We start from the raw sequence: 16,384 nt of genomic DNA on the forward strand, positions 1-16,384 counted from the left end.
TTTGCGAACCGCTCAGCCCCCACCTTCTTCCCTGAGGGATTGTCCTACAGCTTGGGACAGTGCGCACTGCGGCTAACGTGCGTCCGTGCCTCAGCCATAGAGATTCTGCTCAGCCATCTGAGTGAGGATGCGCCAACGTTCGTTGACTTCGCGTTCTGCGGATTCATGCAGAAGCCTGGCTTTCTCAGGCTCGGTCTTGGTCAGGACAGCGAATCTGTTTTCACCTGCCAGGAACGCTTGAATCTGGCCGTTAGGGGCCTTGGAGTCCAAGACCAGCGGGTTCTCTCCCGCTAGCCCACGGCGCGGATCATAGCGGAAAAGCGGCCAGTAGCCGGTTTCTACGGCAATCTTGGTTTCCTCCTGGGTCTTGCCCATGCCCTTCTTTAGGCCCTGGTTGATGCATGGCGCGTAGGCAATTATTAGGGACGGCCCTTTGTAGCTTTCAGCTTCGGTGAAGGCTTTGAGCAACTGTTTTTTGTCCGCGCCCATGCCCACAGCAGCGACGTAGACGTAGCCATAGGTCATGGCCATGCGGGCCAAGTCCTTCTTGCGTACCTGCTTGCCTGAGGCTGAAAGTTTGGCCACCGCGCCAGTCGGGGTCGCCTTGGACGACTGGCCGCCAGTGTTGGAGTAAACCTCGGTGTCCATGACCAGGATATTGATGTCCTCGCCCGAAGCCAACACATGGTCCAGACCGCCGTAGCCGATGTCGTAGGCCCAACCGTCGCCGCCGAAGATCCAATGTGACTTCTTTTCAAAGAGGTCGGCCAAGGAAAGAATCTCTGCCGCGAGGGCATTGCCTGCGTATCTTGGCAGGACTGACCTGACTTTGTCCCCGGCAGCCTTAGAGATGTATGTGTCGTCCTTACCCGCGAGCCAAGCCCTCATGGCCTCTGCCGCGTCGGGGGCAACACTCTTGTCCAAGGCCTCTTCCAATAGGTCAGACAACCTCTCGCGGCGCTGGCGCATGCCCACGGCGATGCCATAGCCGAACTCCGCCGCGTCCTCGAACAGAGAGTTGCCCCAGGCCGGGCCGTGGCCGTTCTTGTTCACGCAATATGGTGTGGATGGGGCCGAGGCCCCCCAGATGGAGGAGCAACCCGTGGCGTTGGCTACGATCATGCGCTCGCCGAAGAGCTGTGTCAGAACACGCACATAGGGCGTCTCACCACAGCCGGAGCAGGCACCGGAGAACTCCATGAGCGACTTCTGGAACTGACTCCCCTTGACGGTGGTGCGGGCAAGGAGGTTGTCTTTGAGCGGAATGCTCAATGCAAAGTCGTAGTTGGGGATCTGGTCCGAAGTTTGTGAGGCCAGAGACTTCATGACCAAAGCCTTGTCCTTGGCCGGGCAGATGTCGGCACAGTTGCCGCAGCCCATGCAGTCGAGTGTGTCGACCTGCATGCGGAAGCGGAGACCCTTAAGCTCCTTGCCCTTGGCCTCGAGGGTCTCAAAGGCCTCCGAGGCGGAAACCAACTCAGTATCGGTGGCAAGCACCGGCAGCAGGGCTGAGTGCGGGCAGACGAAGGAGCACTGGTTGCACTGGATGCAGTTCTTCTTGATCCATTCCGGAACCATGATGGCCACGCCGCGCTTTTCGTACTGGGATGTGGCGGTGGGGAAATAACCGCCCGGAGTGAAGGCCGAGACCGGCAGCTTGTCGCCTTTCTGGGCCAACATAGGACGCTGCACTGTGGTAACAAACGCAGGCTCATCCGATGAGACAACCGGGGCTTCCGGGGCCGATGCCCAGGAAGAGGGGTAATCCACCGAGACAATGAACTCGATCGCCTTGCCCACCGCAGCCACGTTCATGGCCACGACCTTTTCGCCCTTGGTACCGTAAGCTTTTTTGATGGAGGTCTTGAGCATGGTCACGGCCTGCTCGAAGGGAATCACTCCAGATAGCTTGAAGAAGACGGTCTGCATGATCATGTTGATGCGGCCGCCTAGACCAACTTCCTGCGCGATTTTAACCGCGTCGATGGTGTAGAAATTGAGCTTCTTGGAGGCGATTTTGCGCTTCAACGCTCCGGGAAGCTGTTCATTAAGTTCAGCCAGGGACCAGGGAGCGTTAAGCACGAAGGTGCCGCCAGTCTTGGCGTCGTCGATCAGGTCGTACAGATTGACGTAAGCGGGGTTGTGGCAGGCCACGTAGTCGGCGGCGTTTACCAGATACGTCGACTTGATGGGCGAGGCGCCGAACCTGAGGTGCGAGATGGTGATGCCGCCAGACTTCTTAGAGTCATAGGCGAAGTAGGCTTGCACGAAGAGGTCTGTGGCTTCGCCGATGATCTTGATGGCTTCCTTGTTCGCGCCCACAGTGCCGTCAGCCCCGAGGCCCCAAAACTTGCACTGGATGGTGCCGACCGGCGTGGTGTCCGGGAAGGCGTCAGCCACGGGCAGGGAGGTGTCGGTCACATCGTCCGCAATGCCCACCACGAAATGGTTCTTGGGCACGTATAAGGCCATGTTGTCGAATATGGCCATGACCATGGCCGGGGTGAACTCCTTGGAACCCAGCCCGTAGCGGCCCCCCAGAAAGCGCACCGAGCCAAAGCCCTGTTCCAGGGCCGAGGCGCAAACGTCAACATAGAGAGGATCGCCTGTGGCACCGGGCTCCTTGGTGCGGTCGAGCACCGTGACCGTTTTGGCGGTCTTTGGCAGCGCATTAAAAAGGGCTGTCGCGTCGAAGGGACGGTAGAGACGGACCTTGATCAGGCCGACTTTCTCGCCCTTGGCCAGAAGGTGGTTGATTACCTCCTCAATGGTCTCGCAGCCGCTGCCCATGCAGACAATGACGCGTTCCGCGTCGGTCGCACCCACATAGTCGAAAAGTTTGTAGGTGCGACCGGTGAGCCGTCCGATTCTCTTCATATAGGCGGAGACGATGCCTGGCACCTTGTCATGCCAAGCGTTCGCAGCCTCACGGCCCTGGAAGTAAATGTCCGGGTTCTGAGCCGTGCCGCGAATGTGTGGGTGCTCGGGGTTCATGGCCTGGGCGCGGAAGCTCGCCAAAGCGTCGGTGTTCACCAGGTGCTTGATGTCCTCGTAGCTCTCAACCTCGATTTTCTGGATCTCGTGCGAAGTACGGAAGCCGTCAAAGAAGTGCAGGAAGGGCACCGAAGACTCTATGGCCGCGAGGTGCGCCACCAGGGCCATATCGTGGGCCTCCTGGACAGATCCAGAAGCGAGCATGGCGAAGCCCGTTTGTCGGACGGCATAGATGTCTTGGTGGTCGCCAAAGATGGACAGGGCATGAGTGGCCAATGCGCGGGCCGAGACGTGGAACACAGCGGGCAGCAGTTCGCCAGAGATCTTGTACATATTCGGGATCATGAGCAAAAGCCCCTGCGATGCGGTGAAGGTCGAGGTCAGCGCCCCGGAGGCCAACGATCCATGCACCGCGCCCGCCGCGCCCGCCTCGGACTGCATCTCGCGAATGCTCATGGTTTGGCCCCAGGCATTCTTGCGGCCCTGGGCCGCCCATTCATCGCAGGCCTCGCTCATGGTCGAGGAAGGGGTGATGGGGTAGATCGCTGCGACCTCGCTGAGTGCATAGGCCACATAGGCGGTTGCTGTGTTGCCGTCGACGGTCATCTGCTTCTTCACCATTGTGCACTCCTTTGGCGGTCACAAAATTGTCTTGTTGTGGTGTCAAAAGGCTGTTGAAATTCGAATGGGAGGTGGCTAGTTGTCCACAAAAGAGAGTGGTTTACAAAGCATAATTCTCCACCTGTGTTCGTGATAGCAGATAAAAAATGCGCGCGCTGTTTTGTTCGCAACAATTTTGAGCCGTTCTCGGAGCAACGCCATTAGCAAGCATGGCCCATCTGCTGTTTAAAAACATGAGAACCTTCATTTTTAGCGCACGAATTCCTACAGCGCCTTCTCGTATAAGCTCAATCTCCATCCACTTGCGAATACGGACGATTGTCGAGGCCGCGCATCCTCTGGGTCATGGCTTTTCTTTTACTATTCCCTACACTTTTCCGACGAGCGTCGAATCAATACTTTCAGGATGCGCTATTGCTAGATTTCCAGACAAATTTGTACTGTTTTCGACAAGCGGCTTGTTGGACTTCAAATAAAGAGCTCTTTCAGTCGGATTTGCGCTAAGTCTCACCGTGGTAAATTTGTTCTTATTGCATGGCAATGGAGGAGTATTACGGTCCACTGGGACCGGTGTTGATAGTGGTCCTGGCCAAAAACACCGGACTAGGCGTGTAAACTCTTTTGATGATCAGCGCGTTAGCATCAATATCTGTTCCATGGTTTCAATGGTAATTGGCTACCGCTTTTGCGTCGATCTTTGCTGCAGATAGAAGACCTGCTTGACCGCGTTTTCGTCGAGAACAAATGCAATCAAAGCGTATACGGTTTCTGTTGGATAAATCATGCACCTCACCTAATTGATTGCCTGTGCAGCACGGCATACGCTTTTGTTTTGTGGGGCAGCTAGCGGCTGTACGGAGTCACTTATCTGAATTATCTACGCAAACAGCCTGTGCGCCAAGTTGGATGGCCTTAATGTTGACATCATGCAGCCTCGGAGCCATGGTTGTCTTGATGGTCTCGGCCAGCCGGCTCAGACCGAAGGGCATCCGGCCCACGGCGCAGAGCGCGCCAAGCAGAATCATGTTAGCGGCTTGAGACGCACCTGCTTGCACACCAAGGGATATGGCCGGGACAAAATGAACGGCCTCGGCACAGGCCCGCGCCAGAGCCTCGATGTCCTCGAACGGGGGCATGCTCTCTTTGCCGCGAGCAACGCTCATGGGCATGATGGCCTCGGAAGAGGAGACGACAATGCCCCCAGGTGCGAGGTAAGGCAGGGCGCGCAGTGTCTCCAGAGGTTCGAAACCGAGGAGCAAATGGGCCTCGCCGTGTGCGATGCGAGGGCTTTGGTAGCCGCCGATAAGCACCGTGGACTCTACCACACCGCCGCGCTGAGCCATGCCGTGGACCTCCCCGGCCGTCACGTCCAGTCCCTCGTCCAGGGCTGCCTGGGCAAGAACTTTGGTGGCCGTGAGCGTGCCTTGGCCCCCCACGCCAGTCAGAAAGACGCGGATACGCGTGGTCCGGATCATTTGTTCCTCCGTTTGTGGGCCTTGATGTCTTTGGAGACCTGTAGGCATACCATACACCCAGTGCAGGCTGTCTCGTCGATGGCAATGGCACTGTCCTGACCCACTGTGAAAGCTGGGCAGGACAGGGTTTCCAGGCAGGCGCGTATGGAATTTGTGGTCGTCGGGACATATGCGACCTGATCCGACTTGGTCTTAAGAATGCGGCGAGCGTGGATGATGCACGGTGCACGTGCGATGAGCGCACGCACGCCCGTCATCTCCTTGAGTTCATCTAAGGCGGCTCGCGTGGCTTTCAGGTTCATTGGATTGACCGTGCGCACCTCGGTGACGCCTGAAGCCGCAAGCAGACCCTCTATCGAGACTTGGACCGGGTTGGGCCCCTGCGCATGAACCTCCACACCCGGATGCGGTTGGCCGCCGGTCATGGCCGTGGTGCCGTTGTCCAAGACCACGAGCAGCAGGTCGTGATTGTTGAAGACAGCGTTGATCACGCCGGTGATGCCGGAGTGGAAGAAGGTTGAGTCACCGATGAAGGCCACCACGGTCTTGCCTGAGGCGCGAGCAAAGCCGCATCCCGCGCTGACGCTCGAGCCCATGTCGAGGAGGAAGTCGGCCATGGCCAGAGGCGGCAGTATGCCCAGTGTGTAGCAGCCAATGTCTGAGGAGTAGAAGACCGTATCCCTGAAGACTTGACGCACGGTGTAGTAGGTGGCCCGGTGTGGGCAGCCCGCACAAAGGTTTGGTGGACGTTTGGGCAATGCGGACAAGGTCTCGGGCAGAATGGAGCAGGTGGACGCGGGTGGTGGATTAATATCTGCAATCTTGGCCAGGGCCTTGCCCACGATCCGGGTGTCGTATTCCCCGAGCCTCGTGAGACCCGCAAAGCCCTTGCCCAGAATCTCAATCTCCAAGCTCGCCCTCTGGGCCAATACGCGCAGTTCATTTTCCAACACCGGCTCGCCCTCTTCAATGACCAGAAGGCGTTTCACCGAGTTGAGGAAATCTGTGCATGTCTTGTTGGGTAGCGGATTGGAAAAGCCCAGAGAGAGCACGCGGACATTGCCATCGATGCCAAATTCCATAAGAGCATCGGCAAGATAGGTGCGAGAAATGCCCGAAACGGCCACACCAATCTCGCCCTTCCCGGAGACATTGTTGAAGGGCGTCGTCTCGGCCCAAGTTCCGATCTCCTCGAACTTCTTCAAGAGTTGGGCATGGCGCGCGCGGGCCACAGCCGGGATGGGGACAAAACGGTTCGGGTTTTTCACCGGTTCGCCCGCAGGAGTTGGTTTGCGGACTTCGCCGAACTGCACCGGGCCGCGCAGGTGGTTGAGGCGTGTGGTAGTTCTCAACATTACCGGTTGCTCCCACTGGCGCGAAAGCAGCAGGGCTTGCCGGGTCATCTCCTTGGCCTCCTGGGCCGAGGCCGGCTCGAATACCGGCAGTCCGGCTAAACGGGCATAAATCCGATTGTCCTGTTCGTTCTGGCTGGAATGGCAGCCAGGGTCATCGGCCGAAAGCAGCACAAGGCCGCCGGGTGTGCCAATGTAGGCCAAGGTCATGAGCGGGTCGGCAGCAACGTTGACGCCAACGTGCTTCATTGTCGTCAGGGTCAGTGCGCCCCCGAGGGTTGCGCCTCCGCCGACCTCCAGAGCGACTTTTTCGTTGATCGAGTATTCGAAGCTGAAGTTGCCGCCTTTAGAGAGATGAAAGAATGTGTCGGGGACTTCGCTAGACGGTGTGCCGGGGTAGCACGTCACGACCTCAACGCCAGCTTCGATGGCACCACGCACAATGGCCTCGTTGCCGAGCAAGAGGTGAATGTCGCCAGCCACGCCGCTGGTCAGAGGTTGGGCCATTGTTCAAATCTCCTTATGGCGTTGGTTCGACTGTTTCTGCTTTAAGCCGAGCGTTCTGATGCGCGTAGCAATCCGTAGTTGCATTATCTTTGAAACCAATCGTGAGTTGTTCTCCTTCGGCCATTCTTTTGCACGCTTGGCCGTATCATGAGGTGTCCTCTGTCATATCGCGCCAGCAAACCACGCGTAGCAGCCTTTCAACTCCGGCCTCGAACTCCTGCTCATTGCTCCCTTGCACTGTCACATGCCCGAGTTTGCGTCCTGGGCGAGGTGTCTTCTCGTAGAGATGTATGTGTGCACCTGGGATCGCCAGCACCTGGGCGAGTTCTGGCAACTCGCCAATGATGTTGATCATCGCGGAATGGCCCACAGCCGCAGTGCCACCCAAGGGCAACCCCAGGATCGCGCGCAAGTGATTCTCGAATTGACTTGTCTCCGCTCCCTCAATCGTCCAGTGTCCTGAGTTGTGAACTCTTGGCGCCATCTCGTTAGCGAGCAGTGTGTCGCCATTCTGGAAGAATTCTAACGCCAGCACACCCACGTAGCCCAGATGGTCGAGTAAAAGCTGGACATATCCTTGCGCCTGCGTCTCAAGCTGGTCGCCAGGACAGCTGCGTGAAGCGCGCAATATGCCTTTGTGATGAACGTTTTCTGTAAGCGGATAAAAGGCCATTTTCCCGGTGCGCCCCCGCACACCAAGAACGGACACTTCGCGCTGAAATTGTAGAAATTTTTCCAGGATAAGTGGAGCGCCCCCCAAACGTGCCCAGGCGAAATCTAAATCTTCAGGACTACGCACGATGGCCTGGCCTTTGCCATCGTAGCCAAGGGTGCGAGTCTTCAATATCGCTGGAAAGCCAATGCTCGCCACAGACTGATCCAAATCGGCCCGAGAGTTCACTACCGCGAATGGAGGGGTGGGGATGTCAAGTTGTTGGAAAAGACGTTTTTCCTTTAACCGGTCACGGGCTGAAACCAATGATGCTGTGTTGGGAAATGCCGGTGCGCATTTTGCCAAGAGTTTGATGCTCTCATCGGGCACGTTTTCAAACTCGTAGGTAACCACATGCGCACGCTCCGCGAAACGCGAAAGCTGCTCGTGGTCATCGAAACGGCCAAGGATGTGTTCGCCAAGGGGCGCAGCACAAGCCTCCTGCTCTGGATCAAGAAACACAAAACGCAGTCCGAGCGGGAAACCCGCAAGCGCTAGCATACGCGCTAGCTGCCCAGCGCCAACGACACCGATGGTCTTCACTCTTGCTCCTGCGGGTCAGGACATGCGAGGATTGCCTCAGCCTGCTGGTTACGATACTTTTTTAGCGCCGCTCGAAACTCTGGATGCTGGCCGCCCAGCATCCCTGCGGCGAACAGTGCCGCGTTGATCGCACCCGGCTTCCCGATGGCGAAAGTGCCCACCGGCACGCCGGCAGGCATCTGCACGATGGACAACAAAGAATCTAGTCCGTTAAGCGCCTTTGACTGGACTGGCACGCCCAGCACCGGCAGCACAGTCTTTGCCGCAACCATTCCCGGCAGATGGGCCGCCCCCCCAGCCCCAGCGATGATAACCTCCAATCCTCGCGCCTCAGCATCTGCTGCGTAGCTGAAGAGCAAGTCTGGCGTGCGGTGGGCCGAAACCACCCTCACCTCGTAAGGAATAAGCAGTTTCTTCAGCGTCTCCACACAGTGCTGCATGGTATTCCAGTCCGAAGCGGACCCCATGATCACGCCAACAAGCACGCGGGCATCGCGGTTTTCTTCTGGCATACAGGTTAGAGTCTCTCAGGCCACAGCACGGCAACATCTGTTTCAAGCAATATCATGGCAACCTCTTCGCCATGTTGAGCATGCTTGCGCATCAAAATGATGTCAGTGGCGGCTTTGGTCAGGCTTAAAGCATGTCCACCTCTGTCGTGGTGCATTCGTCTTTCCTCTCTTTGTAAAGTCACCAAGCTTGTTGTTTAGCCCTCTCTACTCTTTTGAAAAAGTAGATTGTTGTTGACATTCGGTTCGTTTTTTTCGAAGAGTTCGGACGGCATGAATCTGAAGCACCTACGCTATTTCTGGGCTGTATCCCACGCGGGCAGCGTGGCCCACGCCGCAAAACAGCTGCATCTGACACCGCAGACCGTGAGCGCTCAGATCAAGTTGCTCGAAGAGGACTTGGGTGCGGGCCTGTTCCGTCCCGCAGGGCGCGGTCTTCAACTGACGGAAGCCGGGCGCGTCGCCCTTGCCTACGCCGATGAAATCTTTTCCCTCGGCGACGAGATGGCAACGGCTTTGCGTGCCCACGGTAACCGCGCCCTGCCTGCCTTTCGTGTCGGCATGTCTAATGTTGTGCCCAAGTCGCTAGCATTTCGGTTGCTGGCACCAATTGGCGCAATGCCAGAGCCTTTGAGGCTCATCTGCCGTGAGGGACAGATAGACTGGTTGCTCACGGAATTAGCCTTGCACCGTCTGGACATGGTAGTCGCCGACCGCCCCATGCCTCCGGGCATAGCCATACGCGGGCATAGCCACAGATTGGGGGATAGTCCGATAGCCTTCTACGCCGCTTCCGGGTTGGCAGATAAATGTGCAGTCTTTCCTGAATGTCTCAACGGTGCTCCTCTACTGTTGCCAGGTCCAAACGCGGCGATCCGAAGCGAGATTGAACGCTGGCTAGGCGAGACGCGCATAGCTCCGCAGGTAAAGGGGGAATTTGACGACAGCGCCCTGATGAAGGCCTTTGCCCAGGCTAACGGCGGTTTCTTTCCTGCCCCCGCCATCCTCTCAAGAGAAATTTCTACGCGCTATGGGGTGCGCGAAGTCGGCCGTGTAGATTCGGTGCGCGAGGCGTTTTGGCTTATTAGTACCGAGCGGCGGATCAGTCACCCAGCAGTATGTGTCGTTCTCGAGGCGGCACGAACTGCTCTGTTTTCTCCGTAAGCGCAAAGGCGGCCCCACCTTCACGGCGTCCGTCTACGGGCTATGAGGGTTTGCCGGCTAAGACGAGATGGTCTTTGAATCGAGATGCTGGTGTGCAGGGTCCGGAAAGCGTCCTGGGGCTTGGCCAGTGGCAGCTTTTCAAAGAGGGAAGTGGAGATAGCGCAGCGGCTCCAGGCCGTTGGCCTTGGCGGTCTCGATGAGGGAGTAAATGGTGGCCGAGGCGTCGGCTCCGCGTGGATGGCCTGAGAATAGCCAGTTTTTGCGGCTCACGGCAAAGGAGCAGATGGCGTTCTCGACCAAGTTGTTGTCCGGGCGCAGTCGGCCGTCTTTCAGGTAAGCGACCAGGCGGTTCCACTGTTTGAGGGCATAGTCGATGGCCTTGTCGACCAGACTCTTGGGCGGGATGGCAGCGACGCGAGCATCGAGCGAGGCCTTGAGCTTGTCCAGGATTAGCCTGGATTTTTCGGCTCGCAGGAACTCAATCTGCTCCGGATTGAGTTGCTGCTTTTCGGCTTGGTCGGGGAAGGCTCGCGGAATTTCAGCGTATTCGCTATTTCAAGGGTAATACGGACTTTAAGGAAATGACAAACACTAAATAACGCAATCTGCACTAGCCGGAATCCACCTTGACATTGTCCGGGCAATCCGTAATTAAAAAAATATCTGAAGGGGAGTAGCTCTTCCGGGCAAGGTCAACAGTACTGGCGTCGATAACCCGGCGCTTGGCCTTGCCGTCGGTCCCAACCGATGAGCGAGACCTTCAGCATGAGAAATCATGCTGGAGGTTTTTTTTTAGGACCTCCGGCCAAACCTGGCAACCCGGAGGTTTCATGCGAAAAAGTCTGTTTTTTTCTCCACTTCCTGTGTTGAACGTTTCCGGCTTACGCAAGACAGCCGTCGTTCTTGACGCCCGTCCTCCTACGGGCATGATGCCCTGGCTTTGCGCCCCTCTCGTCGTGCTCGCCGTTCTCCTCATGTCGATCGATCTTGCCGAGGCCAAAAGGATGGGCGGGGGCAGCTCGTTTGGCAGCAAGGATTCCTACTCCAAGAGCTATGACAAGCCGACGCCCCCGAACACGAACATGCAACGCCAGGCCACGCCCAACCAACAGGCCGCACCTGGAGGATTCATGTCCAAGTTCGGCGGGCTCGGAGGCATGTTTGGCGGCCTGCTGATTGGCGGCATGCTCGGTTCGCTCCTGTTCGGCGGTGCCGGCGGAGGCTTCGGCATTCTGGAGATCCTCCTGCTCGGCGTTGCCGGATTCATGATCTTCAGGTTCATCCGTTCACGGAGGGCTGCCCAGTCTGGGCAGGAGGCCCAGATGGTGCAGGCCGCGCCTGCGGGGGGAGACAGGTTTGCCTACGCCCACGCTCCGGCAGGCGGCCATGACACAGAAGGGAGAACCGACGGCTGGGCCTCCGTGCGCTCGACGCCTGGTGGAGCGATCGGCACGGCGGATGTCGCGCCCCCCGTCATGCCCGCCGGTCTTGACGAGGTCGAATTCCTGGCTGGGGCAAAGGCCCTGTATGTCAGGCTCCAGGCATCCTGGGACCGACGCGACCTGGAAGACATCCGTGGCTTCACCAGTCCCGAGGTGTTTGCCGAGATATCCAGGCAGGCAAAGGAAGACCCGACGCCCGGCAAGACCGACATCCTCATGGTCGAAGCTCGGGTGGTAGAGGCTGGCACGCAGGGAACACAGACCGTGATATCGGTTCTGTATGATGTACTGCTTCGCGAGGACCAGACCGATTCCCGTTCTACGCAGGTGCGCGAAGTCTGGCACATCCGCAGGGATGAGTCAGCTCCCAATTCCGAATGGACCCTTGAGGGCATCCAGCAACTTGCCATGTAAACCCCGCCATCCGGCCGAAGCCAACGTTGGCCCTGGGCGGATGGCGAACCTAACCACTGGGATCAAGAAAAGAGACCATGACCAGTCGATTCAAGACTGTTCTTCTGCTCGGCCTGCTCACCGGCCTGATACTCCTCATAGAGCAGATGGTGGGCGGCAAGGAGGGCCTCTTTATTGCGATAGCGCTTGTTTTGGCAATGAATGTGGGCAGCTACTGGTTTTCGGATAGAATCGTCCTGTCCATGTACAATGCACAGGGAGTGGCCCCGCATGACGCCCCGGTCCACCTCTTCATCGTCAACCCTTTCAGCGCCTCCAGATTCGACTCGCTCTTCAACACGCATCCGTCGCTGAAGGAGCGCATCGGACGTTTGGAGGGTGTGGCCAGACTTTTATGACCGCCAGGCAGGATCGGAAATAGCGGTCCTGCCTGTCTTGGCTATCCGGTTTTATCGTGTCGTTGACCACAAGTCTTCGCCAATTGGCCTCCAAGGGGCACTGAAGGCTTTATCCGGTAATTGTAATTTTGTGGCTTGTGTGTAGTCACATGGAGAGGCTTGATGAACGCTCTTCGTTATGTTGGTCTGTTTGTGATGATGGCAATGCTTGGTGATTTGTTTTTTGCAAGGGCTGCGCAAAGCAAGGAATGCACCAAGTTTGTTGTTGTTTTCAACGAAAAACTGACGAGCGTGCCAGAGGGTGTTTATGTTGGCAACAAGATGATTGGAATAGCTCGTATTGCAGAAGATGGAAGAGCTGGACTCAAGGAGCTTGTTATTTGCATAGAAAATGAGCACACTGGAAATATTGAAAAGAATTCCATATGCTACTTGTCCGGAGGTAAGTTGATGATTTACAATGTGTGGTCAACAGGCGTTGCCCTTCGCGAGGGAGACAGTCTGGATGGATTTCCAAGCAGGAACAGTGTGTACATGTATGAAGCACGGATGATGTTTGATGCGGCAATGGAATATGTTTTGTTGTTCGTCCGCGAGCAGTTGGGCAGTTTGTTTGGAGAGGTGGGTATGCAAAATAAAAAGCTCTAAAAATTGCTTCTATTGGTCCGCCAAGGCGTGACTCTGCGGAGCAAACGCTATAATTACACAAACAAGCTGCTCGTAAATAAACAGGAGGCAACAATTGGAAGCCGCGTGGATGTGGATTGGCTTCAACCTGCTGGTCCTGGTTCTTTTAGCCCTTGACCTTGGGGTTCTCCACCGCAAGGGGCGCGAGATCGGCGTACGCGAGGCCCTGCTGCTTAGTCTGGGCTATGTTGTGCTGGCCCTGGCCTTCGGTGCTGGAGTTTATCATTTTCTCGGCCCGCAGGCTGGAGCCGAGTATATAACGGGCTACCTCATCGAGAAAAGCCTTTCCATTGACAATATCTTCGTGTTCGTCCTTGTCTTCCTGCACTTTTCCGTACCCCGCGACTGCCAGCACAAGGTCCTTTTTTGGGGCATCTTGGGAGCGCTCGTCATGCGTGCCTCGCTCATCCTGGCCGGTGCGGCGATCATCGAGAGTTTTCACTGGATCATTTACGTCTTCGGAGCATTCCTCGTGTTCACGGGAATCAAGATGCTGGTCACGGTGGGACAGGAGCCCAACCTAGACGAAAACCGCATCAATCGGTTCATGCGCCGCCACTTCAGGGTGACAGAGGGCTTTGAAGGCAGTAAATTCATTGTCCGGCGCGATGGCGCACTCTACATCACGCCTCTTCTCATCGTTCTAGTGCTCATCGAATTCACCGACGTGGTCTTCGCCCTGGATTCCATACCGGCTATCTTCGCCATCACCACCGACCCATTCATCGTTTACACGTCAAACGTATTCGCCATCCTAGGCCTTAGGGCGCTTTACTTCGCCCTGGTGGGCATCATCCACCGCTTTCACTATCTCAAGTACGGCCTGTCGCTTGTGCTCGTGGTCGTAGGCGGAAAGATGATCGTCAACGCATGGTTTGGTGAGAAGATCGTGCCCACCGAGATGGCGCTGCTGATTACATCCGGGATCATCGCCGCGTCCATGGTCTTTTCGATGTTCAAGACACGCGCCGAGCCAACCAAGGAGCAACTGAACGAGGCAGCCCGCTGGTGGGTACCGGGCAGCCCACCCAAAGCCGAACCCTCGTCCCGCGAGAAGAAAGGGGCCGGGGAGTTCTGACCGCCCCATGCTGCGAGTTGTTGCCGGAAAGCATGGAAACGCCAACACAAGGTGAATAACGCAATCTATCCGAGAAACGCTTAACCAAGGGGGCCACGGAACACCCGGAAAGAACACCCTGTTTACGTCCGAAGCATCCGCGCTCCGCGGGTCTCATTGGGCTTGCCTCGAGACGTACCAAAAAATAGAGGAGGCGAACCACCCCGGTGCAGACTGATGCTGTAGCAGCCGCTTGCAACCAGGTAAAGGCTGATGAGTGAAACGCGTAAAGAATTTTCTGATCTGAGTGGCCAAATAGAGAGGGTCACTTTTACCAGCGAAGAGAGTGGCTACACCATTGCTAAGGTCAAGGTGTATGGCCGTCGTGAACTCGTGACCGTCGTAGGCAATATTTTGTGCCCCACTCCGGGTGAGATCATCAAGATGAAGGGGGAGTGGTCCAATCACCCCAAGTTCGGCGAGCAGTTCAAACTTGCATATTATAAGACGACTACCCCTGCCTCCGTCCACGGAATTGAGAAGTACCTCGGATCTGGTCTCATCAAGGGCATCGGCCCGGTTATGGCCAAGCGCATCGTCAAGCTGTTCGGAGAGGCCACCCTGGACGTCATTGAAGCAGACATCCAGAAGCTTATCGAGGTGCCGGGCATCGGCTCCAAACGTGTTGGGATGATTGGCCAGGCCTGGGAAGAGCAGAAAGAAATTCGGTCTGTCATGCTGTTCCTCCAGACCCACGGGGTCAGTTCCGGATACGCGACGAAAATCTACAAGCAGTACAAAAACGAATCCATTGCCGTGGTTCAGGATAATCCTTACCGACTGGCTCACGACATTTTCGGCATCGGCTTCGTCACCGCAGACAAAATCGCGCAGAAGCTCGGCTTCGATAATAATTCGCCATTACGGGCCGAGGCCGGCATCCTGTATGTCCTTCACCAGCTTTCGGATGAAGGGCATGTCTTTTATCCCCAAGACCCCTTGATCGAAAAGGCCATCGAGATTCTGGAAGTGGAGCCAGGAGTTTTGATGGATGCCCTTGGCCGGCTTGCAAGGGAGCAGAAGATCGTCGTCGAAACGCTGGACCAGCCTAGTGGCCCGGTAGAGGCTGTCTACCTTGCCAAGTTCAACCTTTCCGAGAAGCAGGTGGCGGCCAGGCTAAAAGCTCTACAGACCGCTGCCAAGGGTGTCCGTGCCATTGACGATGAGAAGGCCGTAGAGTGGGTCCAGGAAAAGCTGTCCATGACCCTGGCCGCAAAGCAGGTGGAAGCGGTCAAGGCCGCCGCCACGAGCAAGGTCCTGGTCATTACTGGCGGACCGGGGACGGGCAAAACGACAATTATCCGAGCCATCCTGAAAATCTTCTCAGCGATCACCCATCATATCTTGTTGGCCGCCCCGACTGGCCGGGCGGCGAAGCGTATGTCGGAGGCCACAGGGCATGAAGCGAAAACGCTCCACAGGCTGCTTGAGTATTCCATGCAGAAAGGCGGGTTCCAGAAGAACGAGGATCATCCGCTCGATTGCGAGTTGATTGTCGTGGACGAGGCGTCCATGATTGACCTGATCCTAATGCACCACCTGCTCAAGGCGATTCCAAGGCCGGCCACTCTCATTTTGGTTGGCGACGTGGACCAGTTGCCCTCGGTAGGGGCGGGAAATGTGCTCAAGGACGTGATCGCCTCTGGAGCCATCCCGGTCGTGGAGTTGAACGAAATTTTCCGGCAGGCTCAGGAGTCCTCCATCATTGTCAACGCTCACAGGATCAACAAGGGCGTGATGCCTGACACCCGGCCTAGGAAAGAAGCTGACGACTTTTACTTTGTCGAGGAAGAAGAGCCGGAAAGGGCTTTGCAGAGGATCATCCAACTGGTTCGAGAGCGAATCCCGACGCGGTTTGGGCTCGACCCCATCAATCAGGTCCAGGTGCTGACGCCGATGAACCGAGGGGTTGTTGGGACAACCAACTTGAATTTGGCACTCCAGGCCGCTTTGAATCCCAATGGCGCGGAGGTGGTTCGTGGCGGGCGCACTTATCGGGTCGGGGACAAGGTCATGCAGATCAAAAATGACTATGATCGGGAGGTTTTCAACGGGGATCTTGGCAGAATCATTGGGATTGATGAGGAAGAGCAGGAACTCACCGTCGACATTGACGGCAGGTCTATCGTGTACGATTTCTCTGGACTTGATGAGCTTGTTCTGGCGTACGGCGTTTCGATCCATAAGTCCCAAGGTTCGGAGTACCCAGCGATTGTGATCCCTGTCCTAATTCAGCACTATGTGATGCTTCAACGAAATTTGCTGTATACTGGGGTTACTCGTGGGAAGAAGCTCGTTGTCATCGTGGGTACTAAGAAAGCTCTAGGAATTGCTGTCAGAAACAACAAGACGATTTCTCGCCATACATATTTAGCTAGTAGGTTAAACTGAATGATTGGCCTAGTGTGGATCGTTGTAAAAATTTAATTTGTTGCAGGTCTGTTTTTCG

The 16,384-nt window shown here is 56.5% G+C and carries 13 protein-coding genes and 1 pseudogene; 6 read left to right on the forward strand and 8 right to left on the reverse strand.

The window, feature by feature from the left end:
• Positions 1–90 precede the first annotated feature (90 nt).
• The 7 genes and pseudogenes from nifJ to C3Y92_RS21050 form a co-directional block, all read right to left on the reverse strand.
• Positions 91–3,615: a pyruvate:ferredoxin (flavodoxin) oxidoreductase gene (gene nifJ / locus C3Y92_RS02395; protein ID WP_129349154.1), complete on the reverse strand. Its 3,525-nt coding sequence runs from the start codon at positions 3,613–3,615 to the stop codon at positions 91–93.
• Positions 3,616–3,982: 367 nt separating this feature from the next.
• Positions 3,983–4,399, reverse strand: a pseudogene (locus C3Y92_RS21785) (Sua5/YciO/YrdC/YwlC family protein).
• Positions 4,400–4,475: 76 nt separating this feature from the next.
• Positions 4,476–5,090: an indolepyruvate oxidoreductase subunit beta gene (locus tag C3Y92_RS02410; protein ID WP_129349158.1), complete on the reverse strand. Its 615-nt coding sequence runs from the start codon at positions 5,088–5,090 to the stop codon at positions 4,476–4,478.
• On the reverse strand, positions 5,087–6,949 hold the full coding sequence (iorA, locus tag C3Y92_RS02415; protein WP_129349160.1) for an indolepyruvate ferredoxin oxidoreductase subunit alpha: 1,863 nt from the start codon (positions 6,947–6,949) through the stop codon (positions 5,087–5,089). The genes C3Y92_RS02410 and iorA overlap by 4 nt, the downstream gene beginning before the upstream one ends.
• Before the next feature lie 145 nt (positions 6,950–7,094).
• Positions 7,095–8,204 carry a 5-(carboxyamino)imidazole ribonucleotide synthase gene (locus C3Y92_RS02420; protein ID WP_235669582.1) on the reverse strand — a complete coding sequence of 370 codons (1,110 nt, stop codon included), beginning with the start codon at positions 8,202–8,204 and terminating at the stop codon, positions 7,095–7,097.
• Positions 8,201–8,716: a 5-(carboxyamino)imidazole ribonucleotide mutase gene (gene purE / locus C3Y92_RS02425; protein ID WP_129349162.1), complete on the reverse strand. Its 516-nt coding sequence runs from the start codon at positions 8,714–8,716 to the stop codon at positions 8,201–8,203. Before purE ends, C3Y92_RS02420 begins: the two co-directional genes overlap by 4 nt.
• A 5-nt stretch (positions 8,717–8,721) precedes the next feature.
• On the reverse strand, positions 8,722–8,871 hold the full coding sequence (locus C3Y92_RS21050) for a hypothetical protein (RefSeq protein ID WP_165352046.1): 150 nt from the start codon (positions 8,869–8,871) through the stop codon (positions 8,722–8,724).
• A gap of 76 nt (positions 8,872–8,947) precedes the next feature.
• Here C3Y92_RS21050 and nhaR point away from each other — a divergent pair, with 76 nt between their 5' ends.
• Positions 8,948–9,877 carry a transcriptional activator NhaR gene (gene nhaR, locus C3Y92_RS02430; protein ID WP_235669583.1) on the forward strand — a complete coding sequence of 310 codons (930 nt, stop codon included), beginning with the start codon at positions 8,948–8,950 and terminating at the stop codon, positions 9,875–9,877.
• Positions 9,878–10,015: 138 nt separating this feature from the next.
• Here nhaR and C3Y92_RS02435 read toward each other — a convergent pair whose 3' ends face one another.
• Complete coding sequence (locus C3Y92_RS02435; RefSeq protein WP_408021675.1) at positions 10,016–10,414, reverse strand: IS66 family transposase; 399 nt, start codon at positions 10,412–10,414, stop codon at positions 10,016–10,018.
• A 293-nt stretch (positions 10,415–10,707) separates the two neighbouring features.
• On the opposite strand from C3Y92_RS02435, the gene C3Y92_RS02440 reads away from it, so the two are divergent.
• From C3Y92_RS02440 to recD2, 5 genes are all read left to right on the forward strand, one after another.
• On the forward strand, positions 10,708–11,733 hold the full coding sequence (locus tag C3Y92_RS02440) for a Tim44 domain-containing protein (protein ID WP_129349164.1): 1,026 nt from the start codon (positions 10,708–10,710) through the stop codon (positions 11,731–11,733).
• A 77-nt stretch (positions 11,734–11,810) separates the two neighbouring features.
• Positions 11,811–12,131, forward strand: a complete 321-nt coding sequence (locus C3Y92_RS02445; RefSeq protein ID WP_129349166.1) for a hypothetical protein — start codon at positions 11,811–11,813, stop codon at positions 12,129–12,131.
• Between the two features lie 162 nt (positions 12,132–12,293).
• Positions 12,294–12,779: a hypothetical protein gene (locus C3Y92_RS02450; protein ID WP_129349168.1), complete on the forward strand. Its 486-nt coding sequence runs from the start codon at positions 12,294–12,296 to the stop codon at positions 12,777–12,779.
• Between the two features lie 94 nt (positions 12,780–12,873).
• Positions 12,874–13,896: a TerC family protein gene (locus C3Y92_RS02455; protein ID WP_268932627.1), complete on the forward strand. Its 1,023-nt coding sequence runs from the start codon at positions 12,874–12,876 to the stop codon at positions 13,894–13,896.
• Between the two features lie 252 nt (positions 13,897–14,148).
• Positions 14,149–16,326 carry an SF1B family DNA helicase RecD2 gene (gene recD2, locus C3Y92_RS02460; RefSeq protein ID WP_129349170.1) on the forward strand — a complete coding sequence of 726 codons (2,178 nt, stop codon included), beginning with the start codon at positions 14,149–14,151 and terminating at the stop codon, positions 16,324–16,326.
• Positions 16,327–16,384: the final 58 nt, after the last annotated feature.

Origin of the sequence: Solidesulfovibrio carbinolicus (assembly GCF_004135975.1) — a bacterium.
In the GTDB taxonomy this organism is placed as follows: Bacteria; Desulfobacterota; Desulfovibrionia; order Desulfovibrionales; family Desulfovibrionaceae; genus Solidesulfovibrio; species Solidesulfovibrio carbinolicus.